This is a genomic window from Arthrobacter sp. BB-1 (assembly GCF_006151685.1).
GTDB lineage: Bacteria > Actinomycetota > Actinomycetes > Actinomycetales > Micrococcaceae > Arthrobacter.
This window is the reverse complement of the sequence record NZ_VDEV01000007.1, coordinates 1-15,847: the sequence shown is the minus strand read 5'-3', so window position 1 is coordinate 15,847 and position 15,847 is coordinate 1. Positions and strand designations below refer to the sequence as shown.

At 66.8% G+C, this 15,847-nt stretch carries 16 protein-coding genes, 1 pseudogene and 1 riboswitch; of the genes and pseudogenes, 8 read left to right on the top strand and 9 right to left on the bottom strand.

Annotation, left to right across the window (positions count from 1 at the left end; translation table 11 throughout):
• The first annotated feature begins 76 nt into the window (after positions 1 to 76).
• Genes FHJ30_RS04140 through FHJ30_RS21515 form a run of 4 tightly spaced genes read left to right on the top strand, consistent with a single transcriptional unit; the run spans position 77 to position 4,294 of the window.
• Entirely contained in the window at positions 77 to 763 is a 687-nt protein-coding gene (locus FHJ30_RS04140; RefSeq protein ID WP_240793584.1) for an ABC transporter ATP-binding protein, read from the top strand.
• Positions 760 to 2,796: a YhgE/Pip domain-containing protein gene (locus tag FHJ30_RS04135; protein ID WP_139028004.1), complete on the top strand. Its 2,037-nt coding sequence runs from the start codon at positions 760 to 762 to the stop codon at positions 2,794 to 2,796. The genes FHJ30_RS04140 and FHJ30_RS04135 overlap by 4 nt, the downstream gene beginning before the upstream one ends.
• The gene (locus FHJ30_RS04130; protein ID WP_139028003.1) at positions 2,793 to 3,476 is read left to right on the top strand and encodes a TetR/AcrR family transcriptional regulator; all 684 of its coding nucleotides are present in this window, start codon (positions 2,793 to 2,795) and stop codon (positions 3,474 to 3,476) included. Before FHJ30_RS04135 ends, FHJ30_RS04130 begins: the two co-directional genes overlap by 4 nt.
• 8 nt (positions 3,477 to 3,484) lie before the next feature.
• Entirely contained in the window at positions 3,485 to 4,294 is an 810-nt protein-coding gene (locus tag FHJ30_RS21515) for a hypothetical protein (protein ID WP_240793583.1), read from the top strand.
• A gap of 30 nt (positions 4,295 to 4,324) precedes the next feature.
• Here the strand turns inward: FHJ30_RS21515 and FHJ30_RS04120 are convergent, their stop codons facing one another.
• Both FHJ30_RS04120 and FHJ30_RS04115 read right to left on the bottom strand, forming a co-directional pair.
• Positions 4,325 to 4,852: a histidine phosphatase family protein gene (locus FHJ30_RS04120; protein WP_139028001.1), complete on the bottom strand. Its 528-nt coding sequence runs from the start codon at positions 4,850 to 4,852 to the stop codon at positions 4,325 to 4,327.
• A gap of 347 nt (positions 4,853 to 5,199) precedes the next feature.
• Positions 5,200 to 6,066, bottom strand: a complete 867-nt coding sequence (locus FHJ30_RS04115; protein WP_139028000.1) for a winged helix-turn-helix domain-containing protein — start codon at positions 6,064 to 6,066, stop codon at positions 5,200 to 5,202.
• A 736-nt stretch (positions 6,067 to 6,802) separates the two neighbouring features.
• Here FHJ30_RS04115 and FHJ30_RS04110 point away from each other — a divergent pair.
• The 3 genes from FHJ30_RS04110 to FHJ30_RS21285 all read left to right on the top strand — a co-directional run bounded on the left by FHJ30_RS04110 (position 6,803) and on the right by FHJ30_RS21285 (position 10,055).
• Complete coding sequence (locus tag FHJ30_RS04110; RefSeq protein ID WP_139027999.1) at positions 6,803 to 7,543, top strand: response regulator transcription factor; 741 nt, start codon at positions 6,803 to 6,805, stop codon at positions 7,541 to 7,543.
• A 7-nt stretch (positions 7,544 to 7,550) separates the two neighbouring features.
• On the top strand, positions 7,551 to 9,080 hold the full coding sequence (locus FHJ30_RS04105) for a HAMP domain-containing sensor histidine kinase (RefSeq protein ID WP_139027998.1): 1,530 nt from the start codon (positions 7,551 to 7,553) through the stop codon (positions 9,078 to 9,080).
• A 95-nt stretch (positions 9,081 to 9,175) separates the two neighbouring features.
• Positions 9,176 to 9,336: riboswitch (cyclic di-AMP (ydaO/yuaA leader) on the top strand.
• A 5-nt stretch (positions 9,337 to 9,341) separates the two neighbouring features.
• On the top strand, positions 9,342 to 10,055 hold the full coding sequence (locus FHJ30_RS21285; protein ID WP_171058912.1) for a hypothetical protein: 714 nt from the start codon (positions 9,342 to 9,344) through the stop codon (positions 10,053 to 10,055).
• Here FHJ30_RS21285 and FHJ30_RS04095 read toward each other — a convergent pair.
• From FHJ30_RS04095 to FHJ30_RS04085, 3 genes are read right to left on the bottom strand one after another with little or no spacing between them, the layout of a single operon-like run.
• A complete protein-coding gene (locus FHJ30_RS04095) occupies positions 10,052 to 10,456 on the bottom strand; it encodes a glyoxalase superfamily protein (protein ID WP_139027997.1) in 405 nt (134 codons plus the stop codon). The two genes, FHJ30_RS21285 and FHJ30_RS04095, sit on opposite strands and share 4 nt — an antisense overlap.
• Before the next feature lie 46 nt (positions 10,457 to 10,502).
• Positions 10,503 to 11,138 (bottom strand): uracil phosphoribosyltransferase, encoded by a 636-nt coding sequence (gene upp, locus FHJ30_RS04090; RefSeq protein ID WP_013599856.1) that lies wholly within the window; start codon positions 11,136 to 11,138, stop codon positions 10,503 to 10,505.
• A 12-nt stretch (positions 11,139 to 11,150) separates the two neighbouring features.
• Entirely contained in the window at positions 11,151 to 11,936 is a 786-nt protein-coding gene (locus FHJ30_RS04085) for a phosphatase PAP2 family protein (protein ID WP_139028077.1), read from the bottom strand.
• A gap of 82 nt (positions 11,937 to 12,018) precedes the next feature.
• On the opposite strand from FHJ30_RS04085, the gene FHJ30_RS04080 reads away from it, so the two are divergent.
• A complete protein-coding gene (locus tag FHJ30_RS04080) occupies positions 12,019 to 12,525 on the top strand; it encodes a nucleoside deaminase (RefSeq protein WP_139027996.1) in 507 nt (168 codons plus the stop codon).
• Here the strand turns inward: FHJ30_RS04080 and FHJ30_RS04075 are convergent.
• From FHJ30_RS04075 to FHJ30_RS21605, 4 genes and pseudogenes are all read right to left on the bottom strand, one after another.
• Positions 12,522 to 13,724: a glycosyltransferase family 4 protein gene (locus FHJ30_RS04075; RefSeq protein ID WP_240793582.1), complete on the bottom strand. Its 1,203-nt coding sequence runs from the start codon at positions 13,722 to 13,724 to the stop codon at positions 12,522 to 12,524. The genes FHJ30_RS04080 and FHJ30_RS04075 overlap by 4 nt on opposite strands.
• A gap of 4 nt (positions 13,725 to 13,728) precedes the next feature.
• Positions 13,729 to 14,130 carry a 6-carboxytetrahydropterin synthase gene (locus FHJ30_RS04070; protein ID WP_139027995.1) on the bottom strand — a complete coding sequence of 134 codons (402 nt, stop codon included), beginning with the start codon at positions 14,128 to 14,130 and terminating at the stop codon, positions 13,729 to 13,731.
• Between the two features lie 3 nt (positions 14,131 to 14,133).
• Complete coding sequence (locus FHJ30_RS04065) at positions 14,134 to 15,192, bottom strand: zinc-binding alcohol dehydrogenase (RefSeq protein ID WP_139027994.1); 1,059 nt, start codon at positions 15,190 to 15,192, stop codon at positions 14,134 to 14,136.
• Between the two features lie 132 nt (positions 15,193 to 15,324).
• Positions 15,325 to 15,847 (bottom strand): annotated as a pseudogene (locus FHJ30_RS21605) (hypothetical protein); the annotation flags it as partial.

Genomic DNA, 15,847 nt, shown 5'->3' with positions numbered 1-15,847 from the left:
TCGGTGAGCGCGCTTATTTGAACTGACCGGTCAGTTCGGTTAGGCTTGCAGCGACGCATTCTGCGAAAGGCCACCCTTGCTCTCAGCACAGCTGCTCTCTGCCAAAGGGCGCAGGGATCCCCTGCTCCCGGCAACTTCCCTCCACGTGAACCGCGGCGAACTCCTCCTTGCCACCGGCGAACGGCAGGACCAACGCACAACGCTCGCACTGGTCCTCAGCGGCCGGATGAAGGCAAGCGGTGGTTACGTCAGCTGGGACGGCAGCGAGCGGATCAAACCGCGCCGCCTGGCGAGTGCCCTGGTGGACTCCCCCGGCGTCAACGAGCCCGAGCAGCACCTTAGTGTCCGGGACCTGGTGACCGAGGACCTGGCCCTCATCCCGCGCCACTACCGGGGCGCCCTGCTGAGCAGCCCGTGGCTGAAGGTGAACAGCTTCGAGGACATCGCGGGCCTCTGGACCGAGCAACTGGATCCCGGCCGCCGGCTCGAGCTCCTGATCGCGCTCGCGCTGGCCAATCCGAGCACGGACCTGCTGGTGGTCGATTCCCCTGACCGTCACAGTGCGGACGAGTCCCACTGGCTGCCGCGGCTGCAGCGCCTGGCGTCCGACGGCGGGCGGCCGCTCGCCGTCGTCGCGACGGTTGGTGCGCTCCCGCCGTCGTGGAACGGACCCAGCGCCGCCATAGGCAACGCCGCCACCGTGGACTCAGCCACAGGGGACGCCGCCGAAACTGCTGAACTCGAAACAGAGGTTGCCAAGTGACTGTACTGCGGCTGGCCCGCTCCGAACTGAAGCGGATGACCGGCGGGCTGCTGCCGAAGCTGACCATCCTGGCGCTGACCATGGTCCCGCTGCTGTACGGCGCAGTGTACCTTTACGCAAACTGGGACCCCTATGGCAACCTCGACCACATCGACGCTGCCCTGGTTGTGGAGGACGCCGGCGCCCCGGCCAGCGACGGCCGGCAGCTTGAGGCGGGAGCGAAGGTGGCGGACAGCCTGGTGGACGGCAACCTGTTCCACTGGATACCCGTAGCCACCACGGAAGAGGCGGACCAGGGGGTCAGCAGCGGCGAATACGCGTTCGCCCTGAAAATCCCCCGGGACTTTTCCGCCAACCTGGTGTCCTCGGGCAGCTTTGACTCCGCCAACCAGGCAATGTTGAACGTCACCACCAACGATGCCAACAACTACCTCCTGGGCACCATCGTGGATAAGCTCACCACCGCCGTCCACAGCACGGTCGCCACGGAGGTGGGCGAGGAAACAGCCAACCAACTGCTCACCGGCTTCGGCACCATCCACACGCAGATGGTCAAGGCGGCCGACGGCGCCAGCGGGTTGGTGGACGGGGCGGCACGGCTTCGCGACGGAGCCGCCTCACTCCGTGAGGGCACATCCGGGCTGGCCACCGGTGCCGGCGAGCTTTACGCCGGGCAGGCCAAGCTGCGCGACGGCGCCAACCAGCTGACCGACGGTGCGGGCCAGCTCAGCAGCGGGCTCTCCACCCTCAAGGACAAGACGTCCACGCTGCCCACCGATTCCCGTACCCTCGCTGCCGGGGCGGCCCAGGTGGCGGCAGGCAACGCGCAGCTGAACGCCAAGGTACAGGACGTTGCAACCCAGTTGGAGGCCGCAGACCAAGGGCTCCGGACACGGGTGGTCGAATCAAACAGCAGGCTCATGGCGGCCGGCGTCCTCACGCAGGAGCAGGCGGACAGCATTCTGGCCGACTTCGACGCCACAGCAAGCTCCAGCCCCATGGCCGCAGCCAAAACGGGGATCCAGGCAGACGCCGCACAAATCCAGCAACTCGCCAGCGGTGCAGAGTCCGTCAGTGCCGGCGCGGCGCAGCTCGCCGCAGGCACGCCCGCGCTGAGGGACGCCGTCTCGCAGGCTTCGTCAGGCGCTGACCAGCTGCACACGGGGGCTGCCGCGCTGGCCACCGGAGAGCAGGCCGCGCTCGACGGCGCCGGCCGGCTCGCCGAGGGAGCAAGCAGGGTGGACGCCGGGGCAGCCCGCCTGGAGGAGGGCGCCGGTACGGCCGCGGACGGCTCCCGCAGGCTGGCGGACGAACTCGGCAAGGGCGCAGGGCAGGTGCCCAACCCGGACGACACCCAAAAGAGCAACCTCTCCCGGGTCATGGCAGACCCGGTGGCGGTCAGCAACGTCTCACAGGCCAAGGCCGAATCGTACGGCGCCGGGCTTGCCCCGTTCTTCCTCACCCTCGCGCTGTGGATCGGCATCTTCATGCTGGTCCAGGCCATGCGCCCCATCACCCAGCGGGCGCTGGCGTCCAATGCGGCGTCCTGGAAAATCGCGCTGGGCGGCTGGCTGCCGTTCCTTGCGGTCTCTGTGGTCCAGGCAACCCTCCTTACCCTGGTGGTTAACCTTGCACTGGGGCTCAATCCCGCCCATCCGGTCCTGATGTGGCTGCTGATGCTCGCCGCGGCGATGGCGTTCAGTGCCATCATCCAGGGCGTTGTGGCGTTGCTTGGATCGCCCGGGAAACTCGTGGTGCTCGTCCTGCTGGTCCTGCAGCTGGTGTCTTCCGGCGGGACCTTCCCCTGGCAAACCACTCCGCAGCCGCTCCACGTGGTGCATGAAGTCCTGCCCATGGGCTATGTAGTGACCGGAATGCGGCACCTGGTCTATGGCGGGGACCTGTCCATGATCGCGCCCACAGTCCTGGGCCTGGTGGGCTATACCGCGCTCGGTGCTGCACTGTCCACGCTTGCCGTGCGCAGGAACAAGTACTGGACCCTGAAGACGCTGAAGCCTGAGATTGCAGTATGAGCATGGAGCCATCCAGGGCAGCGAAAAGCCTCCGCCCCGCCCGGACTACCGCCACGCGCCAGAAACTCTTCGACGCGTCCATGGAGCTCATCGGCGAGCGGGGTGCCGCGGGCGTCACGGTTGATGAGATCGCCGCTGCGGCAGGCGTCTCCAAGGGGACCGTCTACTACAACTTCGGCAGCAAATCAGAGCTCATCGCGCAGCTGCTGCGGCATGGGGTGGACATCCTGAAGGCCCGCCTGATGGGAACACCGGAACAAGGAGCTGACCGGCCAAAAAGCCTGGACGGGGCCGGAGGCGTTCAGGCCAGTGACCCGCTGCTGGCCATGGAGGCAATGATCGGCCAAGCCCTGGACTTCATGGCCGAATACCCGTCCTTCGCGCGCCTCTGGGTCAGCGAAAACTGGCGCATCCCCAGCGAGTGGCAGGGCACGTTCGCGGTCCTGCGCGGCGAACTGCTCGCTGTGATCGGGGAGGCGGTGGAGAAGGTGGCGCAGGCATACCCCGTGGACTCCTCGATTTCCCGGGGCAGCCTGGAAACCGCCATCTTCGGGGCCTGCTTCGTGGTGGGACTGGACCGGCAGACGTACCACCCCGAGCGGACGCGTGACCAAAGCGTTGCAGCAATCATGGCCATCATGCGCGGCTACGTGCTGAAGCAACCCCCGGCTCAGGGATGATGGGACGCATGGGGAAGAGCGGAAAGTTTGCGGTTGTTGCCGGTGTTGTTGCGGCCGGCCTGCTGGTGCTGACCGGGATGACGCTCGCCGAACCAGTGTTCGTGGCGTTCCTCGGCGTCCTGGCGCTGGCATGCCTGGCATGCATCATGGAGATCCTGAACCGGGGGCGGCGCCTGGCCCTGCTGGCAGCCGGCGCGGGCACCAGCCTCACCATCGGTTTTTCCCTCGCCTTCGTCAGCACGTGGGAACTGGCGTTCGCAGGCGAGTCCTCATTCATCGGAACGCCGCTGCCTACCCACGACCCCGACAACTACTTTTTCGGTGCTGCCGCCGCAGGCCTGGTGACCCTGCTCGTGCTGTTCCTGGGCGCTGCCTGGCCCCGCGGGCGTCGGCTGCAGCCGCTGTCGCGGAAGGACACGGCCGGACGGGGCACGGCCGGACGGGGCACGGCCGGACGGGGCAGGGCCGTACGGGGCGCGGCTGGACGGGGTACCACTGGACGGGGCACCGCTGGACGGGGCACCGCTGGTGGAAAGAGTACGGCCGGCAGGGGCACGGCAGGCCGCGGCACTTCCGTCAAGGGACGGACGACGGCGGCCGGCAGGCCCGCGGCCACGGCAACAGCAACGGCAACGGCCTCGGGGCAGCGCAAGCCGGCCCCGCAGGCGGCGACGCCGCGGACCCGCGGCGAGGGAACCGGGGGCCTCCGCGCACCTGCCCGGGTGCCCTCCACGCCAGCCACCCGGCCGTCGTCGTCCGCCTCCCCTGCCAGGACACCGCCGTCGAAAACCGGAGCCAAACCCACACCGCGCCGGTGACCCCGCCCGTCCCCTCCGGACTGGGGGCAGCTAGTGGGCCCGGGGAACCTTGAACCTGGTGATGCGCGCGTCCTGTCCGTCCAGCTCCGCCCAGGATTTCTCCGTTTCCAGGACGGTGAGGGCATTCGTGGGGTACCTGGTGGCGGCGTCCATGTAGGCGTCGTGGTCCGAATCCCGCGAGGCCAGGTGCATTGCCAGATCCTGGACGCCCGGCAGGTGCGAAATCACCATCAGTGTGGTCACGGTATCCGGAACGTGGTTGATCACCGTGAGCATCCGGAGTGCCGAGGCAGCGTAGAGCCCGTCCTCAAGCTTGGGGGTGGGCGCCTTGTCTCCGAGTTCGGAACACACCCACGTACAGGTCTGCCGGGTCCGCAGGGCGCTGGAGCAGAGGATGAAGTCCGGGACGATGTTGTGCTTGAGCAGCCAGCGGCCGGCCAGGGGCGCCTCCCGGTGGCCCCGCTCCTCCAGCGGGCGCTCGTGATCGGCCACCCCGCCAGGCCAGTCGGCCTTGGCATGGCGCATGATCACAAGCCGTCGAAGATGGTGCCCACTCATGCCCCAAGCCTAGCGGGAGGGACCAGCCAGAAGCAGCGTCACGCAGGGCACGCTTTCAGCCTCGCCCGGGAAGACACACGGCGGAAACTCAGGCCTCGCCACCAAAGCAGAGCTCAAAAGCGTGCCCACAGTGACGCGAGCCCCATCAGCCGCGGAGGCGGCCCAGTGCCTGGAGAGGCCGGGACGCGCAGCAGGTGGTGCCTGGGTCATGCCGGTCGCCGTAGCGCAGCGAGGCGTCCTGAAAGCGCCGTTGTTGCGTGAGGCACGAGCGCAGGCGCCGAAGGATGCCTCGCGAGAGCGAAGGCGACCAGCCCGGCAGGAGCAGGTCGCCTTCGCGCGAAAGTGAGTTAGATCGAGTATTCCGGAGCGGCCCAGACCACAACTTCGGGGTGCTCGTAGAACCGGTATCCCTGGCCGCGGACCGTGCGTACGGTATTGGCGAGGCGGCCCAGCTTGGAGCGCAGCCGGCGGATGTGGACGTCGATGGTGCGCTCGTTGGGGACCTCTTCGGCGTTGCGCCACAGGCCTTCCAGGAGCTCGTCGCGGCCCACGGTGCGGGTGCCGTTCTCCACCAGGTAGTTCAGGAGTTCGAACTCCTTGAACGTCAGGTTGAGCGACTCGCCGTCCAGGTGGACTTCGCGGCGGGCGAGGTCGATCAGGACACCGGACGGGCGTGGCTCCTGGGCCTGCGCGGGACGCGCGGCCTCAGTGCGCGGGCGGGTGTTGACGGTGGGGTCACCGAACGTGGAACGGACGACGTCAAGCGCGGAACCGGGGGTGCCTGCGGGAGCCACTGCGACGGCTGCGTAGCTTTCGGCTCCGGACACCAGCGACTGGGCGTAGGCACGGATCTCCTGGGCCAGCTTGGCGATGGATGTCCCGGCGGCTGCCGCGGTTTCCTCGTCGATGCCCATGTAGAGGACGAAGCCGCGGGCAACGTTGTCATTGGCGACAGGACGGACGGCAGCCGGGCCGGCCACTACGGGGGTGGGGGCCGTCATCGGTGCAGCCTCCGCCGGCTGGACGGCGCGGAGCTGCCCGTAGGAATTGGGGTTGAAGCCCTGGGGCGCGTAGCCCTGGGCAGGAAAGCTGCTTCCGGAAGCAGAGGGAGCAAGGGCAGGGCGGGGGCCGAAACCGGGGCGGAGGCCGGAGGCCTGGCCCGCCTTGGCGGCGTTACGGACGGAGATGTGGACGTATCCGGATGCAACTGTCATGTTTGCTTACCTCAATGTGAATGGCCGTCATCACGGCCCGAATGCTGGGTTTCCCCGCAATGCGAACTGGGGAGGGGCGCCCGACGCTGGGCTGGGGGCGAATGCCTAAGAACTTCGGAGGGTGGGAAGGTCAGGCGTGCATTCGACAACAGCGCATGTCGGCAGCAGCGGATGTGCTGGGCCAATATTCTGCGGCTGCAGGTGCTGTTGAGTTCTTGTTCACATTGGAAGTGTGCAGCGTAACAATGACAACTTGCAAGTAACAATGGACCGGATCGTCCGCATTATGAGACGAATTGGGCTAATGTGCCGCAGATCACGATTCTGGCATAGCCGCAAAAATAACGCTTGTTATCCGTTACCAGCCGCCAACATGGCCGGACTGCAGAATGATATTCGACGGAACAGCGCTCAGGCGTCCACATATTCAACACCCGGACTGATAGGGAAATCCCACTCACCGCGCCGCTGGCGTGTCCAGCCGCCTCCAATTCCGGACAAGAAAATTTCCACGGACGGGCAGCAGAAGCCGGCGGCAGGGGTCTGCAAATGCCTGGCGGGCAATTCGGCAGCGGCAGCAAGGCGGCAGCAAGGTGGCAGCAAGGTGGCAGCCGAAACAAGGCAGCAGCACCGCGGTACCAGCCGTTGCGGACGTTCAGCTCGCTAGGCTGGGATTCACAGCTTGGGCACAGGAACGCCATAGCCGGGCTTAAACCAATGATCGGAGAGTTGTTCCATGGCCACTTCGCACTCCATGACAAACAACCTCCCCAAGCTCACCCATCCGGACGGCTCCCCCATCAGGGCGCTGGTGGTGGATGACGAACCCAGCCTCTCTGAACTCATGAGCATGGGCCTGCGCATGGCGGGCTGGTCAGTGGCGGTTGCCGCCGATGGTCCCGCAGCGGTAAAGCTGGCCAAGGACTTCCGCCCCGACGTCCTGGTCCTGGACGTCATGATTCCGGGGTTCGACGGCGTCGAGGTCCTGGGCCGGATCCGCGCCTTCGCGCCCGAGGTCCCCGCGCTCTTCCTGACTGCCAAGGACGCTGTCCAGGACAGGATCGTGGGCCTGGCTGCCGGCGGGGACGACTATGTCACCAAGCCGTTCAGCATGGAGGAAGTCCTGCTGCGGCTGCACCGGCTGGTCCAGCGGTCCGGCGTTGCGGCCATGGACACTGCCGAACTGGTGGTGGGAGACCTTGTGCTCAACGTCGACACCCGGGAGGTGACCCGCGCGGGCGAGGAGCTCCAGTTGACGGCCACCCAGTTCGAGCTGCTGCGCTACCTCATGGAAAACCCCAAGCGCGTCATCAGCAAGGCCCAGATCCTGGACCGGGTGTGGAATTACGACTTCGGCGGACAGGCAAACATCGTGGAGCTCTACATTTCCTACCTGCGCAAGAAAGTGGATGCCGTGCAGCCGCCCATGATCCACACCGTTCGGGGCGCCGGGTACGTCATCAAACCGGCGGAGTAGGCGCGCCATGACCTCCGTGCAGACGGCGGAGCCGCAGCGCCGGAGGTGGCTCAGGCCCAACACCTGGCATCTGCGGACCCGGCTCATCCTCCTGGCCATGGCGCTGCTGGTCGCCATCTGCGGTGCAGTGGGCGTGGTGAGCTATGCCTCCATGGACGCTTTCCTCACGCGCCAGCTGGACGAGCAGCTGGGCCAGGCCGCAGCCCGCTCCAACGATCCCGGCCGCCCTCCGTCCGGCGGCTTCAATGGCAGGGACCCCCTGGATTCCCGCGGCCAAAGCGTGGGAACGCTGAACGCCCGTATCCTCAACGGCCAGGTCAACAGCGCTGGCTTCCTCGCAGCGGATACCACCCGCGCCGCGCTGTCCACGGAGGACAAGCAGGTCCTGCTGGCATTGGCCACCGACGCCCGGCCTATTGACCGCACGCTTTCAAACGGCGACTACCGGCTGGTCGCGGTCAAAACCAGTTTCGGCGACGTCCTGGTCACCGGGCTTCCCCTGGCGGCCAAGGAGAGCACGCTCACGTCCCTGGTCTGGACCTTCGTGGTTGTCTCGCTGGGCGGGTTGCTCCTGATCGGGCTCGTGGGCACGGTCCTGATCCGCCGCACCATGAAGCCCCTTGAGCAGCTCTCCGAGGTGGCCACGCGCGTTTCACAGTTGCCGCTGGATGCCGGTGAGGTAGCACTTGCTGTACGCGTACCGCCGTCGAACTCCAATCCCGGAACTGAGGTGGGCAGCGTGGGGCACGCACTGAACCTCATGCTGGACAACGTTGCCAATGCGTTGCAGGCGCGGCAGAAGAGCGAAACCAAGGTGCGGCAGTTCGTGGCCGACGCTTCCCATGAGCTGCGCACGCCGCTGACCGCAATCCGCGGCTACACCGAGCTGATGAGGATGACAGAAAATCTCACTGCGGACGGGGAGAAGTCGCTGGCGCGGGTCCAAAGCCAGTCGGAACGGATGACCGCCTTGGTGGAGGATCTCCTGCTGCTCGCGCGGCTTGATGAAGGCCAGCCGCTGAAGCTCAGCGAGGTGGACCTGACCCAGCTGGTGGTGGAAGGCGTCAGCGACGAAAAAGTCGTGGCTCCCGGGCACACCTGGCGCCTGGAGCTTCCCGACGAGCCGGTGGTGGTCAAGGGGGATCCATCCCAGCTGCGGCAGGTGTTGATGAACCTGCTCTCCAACGCCCGCAAGCACACCCCTCCCGGCACCACGGTGGTCACGGGCGTGGGGAAAACGCCGGAGGGCGCCGCGGTGGTGACGGTAACGGACGACGGCGGCGGCATTCCGCCTGAGTTCGTGGACCACGTCTTCGCGCGGTTTGCCCGCGCAGACGCGGCCCGCGCGGGCACCGGCAACGTTGCCGGGGCCCCCGCCGCTGAGGGAACCAGCGGCCTGGGGTTGTCCATCGTCGAGTCCATCGTCGAGGCCCACGGCGGACGGGTAACGGTAACGTCGCAACCGGGCCGCACGCAGTTCACCTTGCAGCTGCCCATGTTGCGCGGAATGGCGCAAGGCGACGCGCCGTCGTCGTGATCCCCGTTACCAAAATGTGACTTTCGTGCTGCACTCCTGTACCGTCGATGGGGTGCGTTCCGCGATCGGACCGCATATCCCGGGTTGACGCCAAGCTCTGCCACTTCCCGGATTCCTCTTGAGCAACGGCAGAGGCGGGGGACCCACCGTCCCGGGCACTGAATGCCCTTGGGGTTAAGCCTGCACGTGATTTATCCGTGCGGCCGGATGCCCTCATCCGAACCCGACAGCTAACTCCGCAGGTGTGAGAGGCGATCCATCATGTCAAAGTTCCTTGTAAAACCACGCCCGCTTTCAGGTTCCGACGCCAGCGCCCCGCGCGCAGCAGGCAAAATCCCGTCCTTCGGCCAGCGCGCCGCGATCCTGGCAGCGTCCTGCGCCCTCCTCGTTGGAGTCGGCGCCGCGGGCCAGGCCACTGTCACCAGCGCCCGCGTGGCCGCCACTGAAGCGCAGGCCTCGGAGGCCCAGTCGAAGCTGAGCATGGAGCAGAGCGAAATCCGTGCCAACCCCGCGCCTGCCGCCCCGGCAGAACCGATCAACGTTGTCCCGCAGGCCGCCGAACCGGCTCCAGCCCCGGCCGCGGAACCCGCGCCAGCTCCTGCGCCCGAGCCGGCACCTGCCCCGGCGCCCGAACCGGCACCCGAGCCGGCACCCGTCGTCGCGGTTAACGATCCTGCAGGCGCCCAAGCGTACGCTGCCGGTCAGCTGGCTTCCTATGGCTGGGCACCAGACCAGATGCAGTGCCTGCAGACCCTGTGGACCAAGGAATCGGACTGGACCACCACGGCCACCAACCCGAGCAGCGGCGCCTACGGCATCGTCCAGTCCCTGCCGGCTGAGAAGATGGCCAGCGCCGGCGCCGACTACCTCACCAACTACCGCACGCAGATCAACTGGGGCCTGGACTACATCCAGGAGCGCTACCAGTCCCCGTGTGGAGCACTGAACTTCCACTACGCCAATAACTGGTACTAAACCGAGGCAGCTTGCCCCTCGCGGTCCAGTACGTCCCGGCCCGGGATGTACTGGATCGCCCACCGGTTCCCGTCAGGGTCGGCGAAGTACACAAAATGGCCCCAGTCCTGCACGTCCACTTCGCTGACCTCCACCCCGTTGGCCTTCAGCTGCGCATGGGCGGCCTGGATGTCATTGACCACGAGCTGCAGGTTTGAGCCTGTGCCGGGAGGCGCATCCGTGAGCCCTTCCCCAATGCAGATGGAGCAGGCAGACCCTGGCGGGGTCAGCTGCACGAACCTGATGGAGTCGCTGGGCCGCTCGTCGAAATCTGCGTTGAAGCCCACTTTGTTGACGTAGAAGTCTTTGGCGCGGTCCACATCGGACACGGGCACAAAAACGAGTTCCAGTTTCCAGTCCATGCGCACAGGCTAAGCCTTGTGTTGGGAAGCGGGAAAGGCTTGAGTCCTAGCCTGCGATGCCGTACAGCCGGTCGCCGGCGTCGCCGAGGCCGGGGACGATGTAGGACTTTTCGTTGAGCTTCTCGTCGATGGACGCCAGGACAATGGTGACGTTTGCGCCGGAGAGTTCTTCCTCCAGCTTGGCCAGGCCTTCCGGCGCGGCGAGCAGGCAGATGCACGTGACATCGGAGGCGCCGCGCTTGAACAGGAACTTGATGGCTTCGCGCAGTGTTCCGCCGGTGGCAAGCATGGGATCCAGCACGAAGATCTGCCGGTCGGTGAGATCCTCAGGGAGCCGCTCGGCGTAGGTGATGATGTCCAGGGTTTCCTCGTCACGGGCCATGCCCAGGAAGCCCACTTCAGCGGTTGGGACCAGCTTGGTCATGCCCTCCAGCATGCCCAGTCCCGCGCGAAGGATGGGGACCACCAGTGGAGTGGGTTTGGTGAACGCCGTGCCCACGGTGGTGCTGACGGGGGTTTCGATGGTGACGGGCTCGGTGCGGACCTCTCGGGTGGCCTCGTAGGCGAGGAGGGTCACCAGCTCCTCCGTCAGCTGCCGGAAAACCGGGGACGGGGTGTTTTTGTCCCGGAGGACGGTGAGCTTATGGGCGACCAGCGGGTGGTCAACAACGAGAGTGCGCATGGGTCAAAACTATCACCCGGCATTACCCTCGCCCCGGTCGGTGTGCCGCCCGTCATGGTGCACCGCGTCGGCCACTACATCCCGCACCACGGGGCGTTCAAACGTGGGCGCAGGGCCTGCGTGCTCGCGGCGCCGTATCAGGTGGAACAACCGGTGGGCCAGGATCACCATGCACACCCAGGCGAGGCCAAGGAACCAGCCGGCCATCACATCGGTCAGCCAGTGGTGTCCCAGGAAAACCCTGCTCAGGCCCATGGCGATGATAAAGATGGCGCCGGCCGTGATTGCGGCGATCCTGGCCCAGAGGATCCGGAACTGAAGGCACATCAGGTAGACCAGGACCCCGATCACCACCGTTGTGTTCAGGGTGTGTCCGCTGGGGAAGGACGGTGTGGTTTCATAGGGCGGCACAGCCTCCGAATGGTCCGGCCGCGCCCTGCCCACCAGGCGCTTGCCCAGGGTGGTGGCCGTTGTGGAAACGAGGGCAGCACCGCCCACCAGGACGATGGGCCGCCAGGTCCTGCTCAGGAATGTCAGCCACGCGGTGAGGATGCTGGCAAGAATGGGCATCCCGATCCCGCCGCCCACGTTGGTAAAGCCCGTGGCGAAGGCATCCACGTCCGGGTTCCGCAGCGATTGGGAGTATTCCAGTGCAGGAATATCGAGGCTCGCCAGCCCTTCCTCGTCCACCACGTTCGCGTACACCTCGGCGCCGAGCAGGGCCAGGGCGACCACCAGTGTTCCCCCAATGATCATGGTCAGCCACAAGGCGGCATAGGGCTTGATCCACTTGTCCATGCGGTCTCGGACGGTGCTCACTGTGCCTCCCGGCGGCTGGGCGTCACGGGCTTTGGTTATCCCACGAAACTATCATTGAGCCATGGTCTCCGCAGATAAAAAATTCGACGCGTGGATGGGCCTTGCCCTGGCTGAGGCCCGCCGCGCCCTCGCCACGGAGGATGTGCCGATTGGTGCGGTGGTGCTGGGGCCCGACGGCGCCGTGCTGGGTTCCGGGCGGAACCAGCGGGAGGAGCTGGGCGATCCCACTGCTCATGCCGAAATGGTTGCTATCCGCGAGGCGGCGGACCGGCTGCGCCAGCTTTCACTGCTCGACGGCGGAACCGGGGACGGCTGGCGGCTTGCCGATTGCACCCTGGTGGTAACCCTTGAGCCCTGTGCCATGTGCGCCGGCGCCGTTGTCCTGGCCCGGATTCCCCGCGTGGTCTTCGGGGCGTGGGATGAGAAGGCGGGGGCGGCCGGATCCGTGTTCGACGTGCTCCGCGAGCGCCGTCTGAACCATTGGGTTGAGGTCTACCCCGGTGTGCGCGAGGCGGAATGCGCCGGACTGCTGCGTGAGTTCTTCGCCGGGCACCGTACGCGGCTCTAATTCCGGATGGCGTCCAGCACCACGGCCGCTGTGCGCTCCCAGCCCGGCAGCCTGTTCCTGGCCTGAACCGCCCTCTCCCGCCAGGAAGCCCTGGTTGCGGGGTCCTCCAGCCAGCTGCGGAGGACCTGGGCAAGCAGGGCGGGGTTGGCAGGGTCATCATCGGCGGGGAACGCAACCTTCGCTCCTGGAAGCGGGCCGCCGTCGTCGTCCGTTCCCGATGCGCCGAGGCGCAAGGCTTCAACCGCGCCCGTTCCGTCGCGCACGATAACGGGGATACCCCGGGCGAGCGACTCAGTGACCACCATGCCGAAAGCCTCAGCGCGGGAGACCAGCAGGCTGAGATCCGCCCGCTGCCATGCGCTTTCCAGCGGCTGGCCGGTCAGCTCGCCGGTGAGCTGGATCCGCCCGTCCAGCCCGTTCGCATGAACGGCGGCGCGAACCTTGCCGGTGTACCCGCTGTCTGCCTGGTCCGATCCCACCAGCGATGCCGTCCAGTCGAGGTCCTGCAGCAGGCCCAACGCCTCAACCACAAGCAACTGGTCCTTGTTGGGCAGGAGTGCGGCCACGGTGACGATATGGGGCGGCGCGGATCCTCCGGCCAAGGGCGCCGGATCGGTGCCGGGAAGGGCAACCTTGAGCCCGCGAAGGCCGTGGCGCGCCGCCAGGACATCCCTGGCCCAGGTGCTGGTGCACAGCACCCCGGCGGCGGCGCGCAGGGACCTCGCCTCGAGCCCGTGGCGGGCGGGGGCCGGCATGTGGACCAGCACCCAGGTTGCCCGGCCGGCTTTGGCCGCGAACTCCAGCTCATCCGGCGCGCCCATGGCGATCAGCCCGTCCACCAGCGTCACGATGCCCTGCGGCCGTGCACCCTGCTGGCTTGTGCCCTGCTGGCTTGCCGCTTGCTGGCCCGCGCCCTGCTGGCCCGCGCCCTGTTGGCTTGCCGCTTGCTGGCCCGCACCCTGCTGTTCCGCGTCCTGCTTGCCCGCGCCCTGCAGTCCCGCGTCCTGTTCCCAGGCGCCGAGGAGGCTGCCCAGCCGGCGCCGCGCGTGTGCACTGGCTTCCGGCCAGGCGCCGTCCACTGCGATCACTTCGACTTCTGTCCCCAAAGCCTCCATGCCCTGCACCAGCCGCGCGTTGTAGACGTTGCCGCCGGAATGGTGGTGGATATTGCCGGGGACCAGCAGTCGGATGCGGGGCACTGGATCAGGCTGCCGGCAGCAGGTCCAGCGAATAGGTGGCCCAGGCGTCCGGGTTCTCGCGCAGGGTGACGTCGATGCCCGCAAGCTGCCCGCCGTCGTCGTCATCCTTCAGCTTGTCCGCAACGGACTGGGCAATGTACTCGGCCAGCGCCTCGGTGGTGCTGAGTTTGCCCGTGAAGTCCGGGTGCTCGTCCAGGTTGCGGTAGTTCAGGCCTGCCAGCACCTCCTCGATCAAGGTGCCGGCGGCGCCGATGTCCAGCACGATCGCGTCATCGTTAAGCGTCCGACGGCGGAAGGACACCTCGGCCACAAAGGTTGCCCCATGCAGTGCCTGGGCGGGCCCGAACGCCTCACGGGGAAGGCTGTGGGCGATCATGAAGTGGCGGCGGACGGTCAGGCTGAACATGGGCTACCTCTGGTCTTCTCGGGTCTGGCGGGAATCTTCGTTCTGGGCGCCTTTGTTTCGGCGGTCTTCGTCGTGGGGGTACTCAATCACGTGGCACAAGGCCTCAAGGTTCCCGTGGGCGAGGTCCTGCACGGTGTCAGGCAACTCGGCGAACGGCGAGGTACCGGTGAGGAAGGTGTCGAAGACGGGGTCCTTCAGCAGCGAGACGGCGAGATCCAGGCGGTCGGCGCTGGTCCGGCGGTGCCGGCGGGCGCGTGCCACCACACCTACCTGGCTGGCCCTGATGGATAGCCGCCGGGCATGGAAGTCCTCCCCCAGCGGCAGGGTCACCTCCCGGTTGGCGTACCAGGACATCTCGATGACGTCCCCCTCGTCGCCCACGAGCTGCAGGCTCCGCTCAAGGCCTTCCTGGGATGCAGAGCAGTGAAAGACGATGTCGCAGTCGGCCAGGGCGTCATCCGGGTGGGCAAAGTCCACACCCAGGGAATCCGCCAGGCGCTTCCGGCCCGGATCCAGGTCCACCAGCTGCAGCCGTTGCAATGGGAAGGTCCTCAGCAGGGTGGCAACCATGCCGCCCACAAGGCCCGCTCCCACCACTGCAATCCGGTCACCAAGGCGCGGACCCGCTTCCCACAATGCGTTGACCGCGGTTTCCACCGTCCCGGTGAGCACCGCCCGGCGGGAGGGGACGTCGTCAGGGATTTTCGTCAGTGAACTGACCGGCACCACGTAGAGGTCCTGGTGGGGATTCAGGCAGAAGACGCGCTTCCCGACCCAGCTTTCCGGCCCCTCCTCCACCACCCCCACGGACAGGTACCCGAACTTCACCGGCCCGGGGAAGTGTCCCTCCTGGTGGGGCGCCCGCATCTCCTCGGCAACCCGGGGCGGAACAGCGCCTGCGTGGACCACCATTTCCGTGCCCTTGCTGATGCCCGAATACAGGGCGCGGACCAGGGCCTCGTCCGGCCCGCGGGCCGGCAGCTCCTCGGGACGAAGCTCCCCGTGCTCCTTGGCGGTGGTCCAGTAGGCGGTTGCGTGCATGGGACTGGATTGATTAGTCATCTTGCTGATGAATCTAGCGGGCCCCGTGCGTGGTGGAAAGTTCGACGGCGGCATACCCCCGGTTCCGTCCCTTCCTCCCTGACGGGAGACGCACTCCGCGCAGCCGTCATCGTCACGATCACCACGAGGGCTTCATGACGTGACGCCGGTGCTTGCCTGGCAGGCCATTTCCCACCAGGCATCTTCGGGCAGCGGGTCCTTGGGCGGCTGGTACCCAGGCAGGAACCAGTCAGCATATGTGTCCTCCGGCAACTCCTCCTGGGGATACGGGTCCTGAGAAGACGGCTCCTGGGGATATAGATCCTGGGGCGACAGATCGGTTGGTGGAGGCCAGCCAGGAGATAAGTCATCAGGCAGCGGCAACTCCGAAAGGTCATCGGGTGGACGCCACAGTTCCGAAGGGTCATCGGCTAGACGCCACAGTTCCAGGAGGTCATCAAGCGCGCGCAGCTCGTCCGGCACAGCGCGTTCCGGCCAGTGGGGTGGTTCCCAGTCTTGGTGTTCGCTTGTGTAGTGGCGGCCGGTGGGTGAGGTCCAGCCGGGTGGTCCGGTTGTGGTGGCGGGGGTGGGTTTCCAGCCGCTGGTGTGGCGGAGTTTGTGGTGTTTTGGGCAGGGCTGGCCCAGGTTGCTGATTCCGGTGGTGCCGCCTTGGTGC

Excerpts from the sequence above, each read along its gene's own strand:
- FHJ30_RS04130 (WP_139028003.1), top strand. The coding sequence starts at position 2,793 with ATGAGCATGGAGCCATCCAGGGCAGCGAAAAGCCTCCGCCCCGCCCGG.
- FHJ30_RS21515 (WP_240793583.1), top strand. The coding sequence starts at position 3,485 with ATGGGGAAGAGCGGAAAGTTTGCGGTTGTTGCCGGTGTTGTTGCGGCC.
- FHJ30_RS04120 (WP_139028001.1), bottom strand. The coding sequence starts at position 4,852 with ATGAGTGGGCACCATCTTCGACGGCTTGTGATCATGCGCCATGCCAAG.
- FHJ30_RS04115 (WP_139028000.1), bottom strand. The coding sequence starts at position 6,066 with ATGACAGTTGCATCCGGATACGTCCACATCTCCGTCCGTAACGCCGCC.
- FHJ30_RS04110 (WP_139027999.1), top strand. The coding sequence starts at position 6,803 with ATGGCCACTTCGCACTCCATGACAAACAACCTCCCCAAGCTCACCCAT.
- FHJ30_RS04105 (WP_139027998.1), top strand. The coding sequence starts at position 7,551 with ATGACCTCCGTGCAGACGGCGGAGCCGCAGCGCCGGAGGTGGCTCAGG.
- FHJ30_RS21285 (WP_171058912.1), top strand. The coding sequence starts at position 9,342 with ATGTCAAAGTTCCTTGTAAAACCACGCCCGCTTTCAGGTTCCGACGCC.
- FHJ30_RS04095 (WP_139027997.1), bottom strand. The coding sequence starts at position 10,456 with ATGGACTGGAAACTGGAACTCGTTTTTGTGCCCGTGTCCGATGTGGAC.
- upp (WP_013599856.1), bottom strand. The coding sequence starts at position 11,138 with ATGCGCACTCTCGTTGTTGACCACCCGCTGGTCGCCCATAAGCTCACC.
- FHJ30_RS04085 (WP_139028077.1), bottom strand. The coding sequence starts at position 11,936 with ATGGACAAGTGGATCAAGCCCTATGCCGCCTTGTGGCTGACCATGATC.
- FHJ30_RS04080 (WP_139027996.1), top strand. The coding sequence starts at position 12,019 with ATGGTCTCCGCAGATAAAAAATTCGACGCGTGGATGGGCCTTGCCCTG.
- FHJ30_RS04070 (WP_139027995.1), bottom strand. The coding sequence starts at position 14,130 with ATGTTCAGCCTGACCGTCCGCCGCCACTTCATGATCGCCCACAGCCTT.
- FHJ30_RS04065 (WP_139027994.1), bottom strand. The coding sequence starts at position 15,192 with ATGACTAATCAATCCAGTCCCATGCACGCAACCGCCTACTGGACCACC.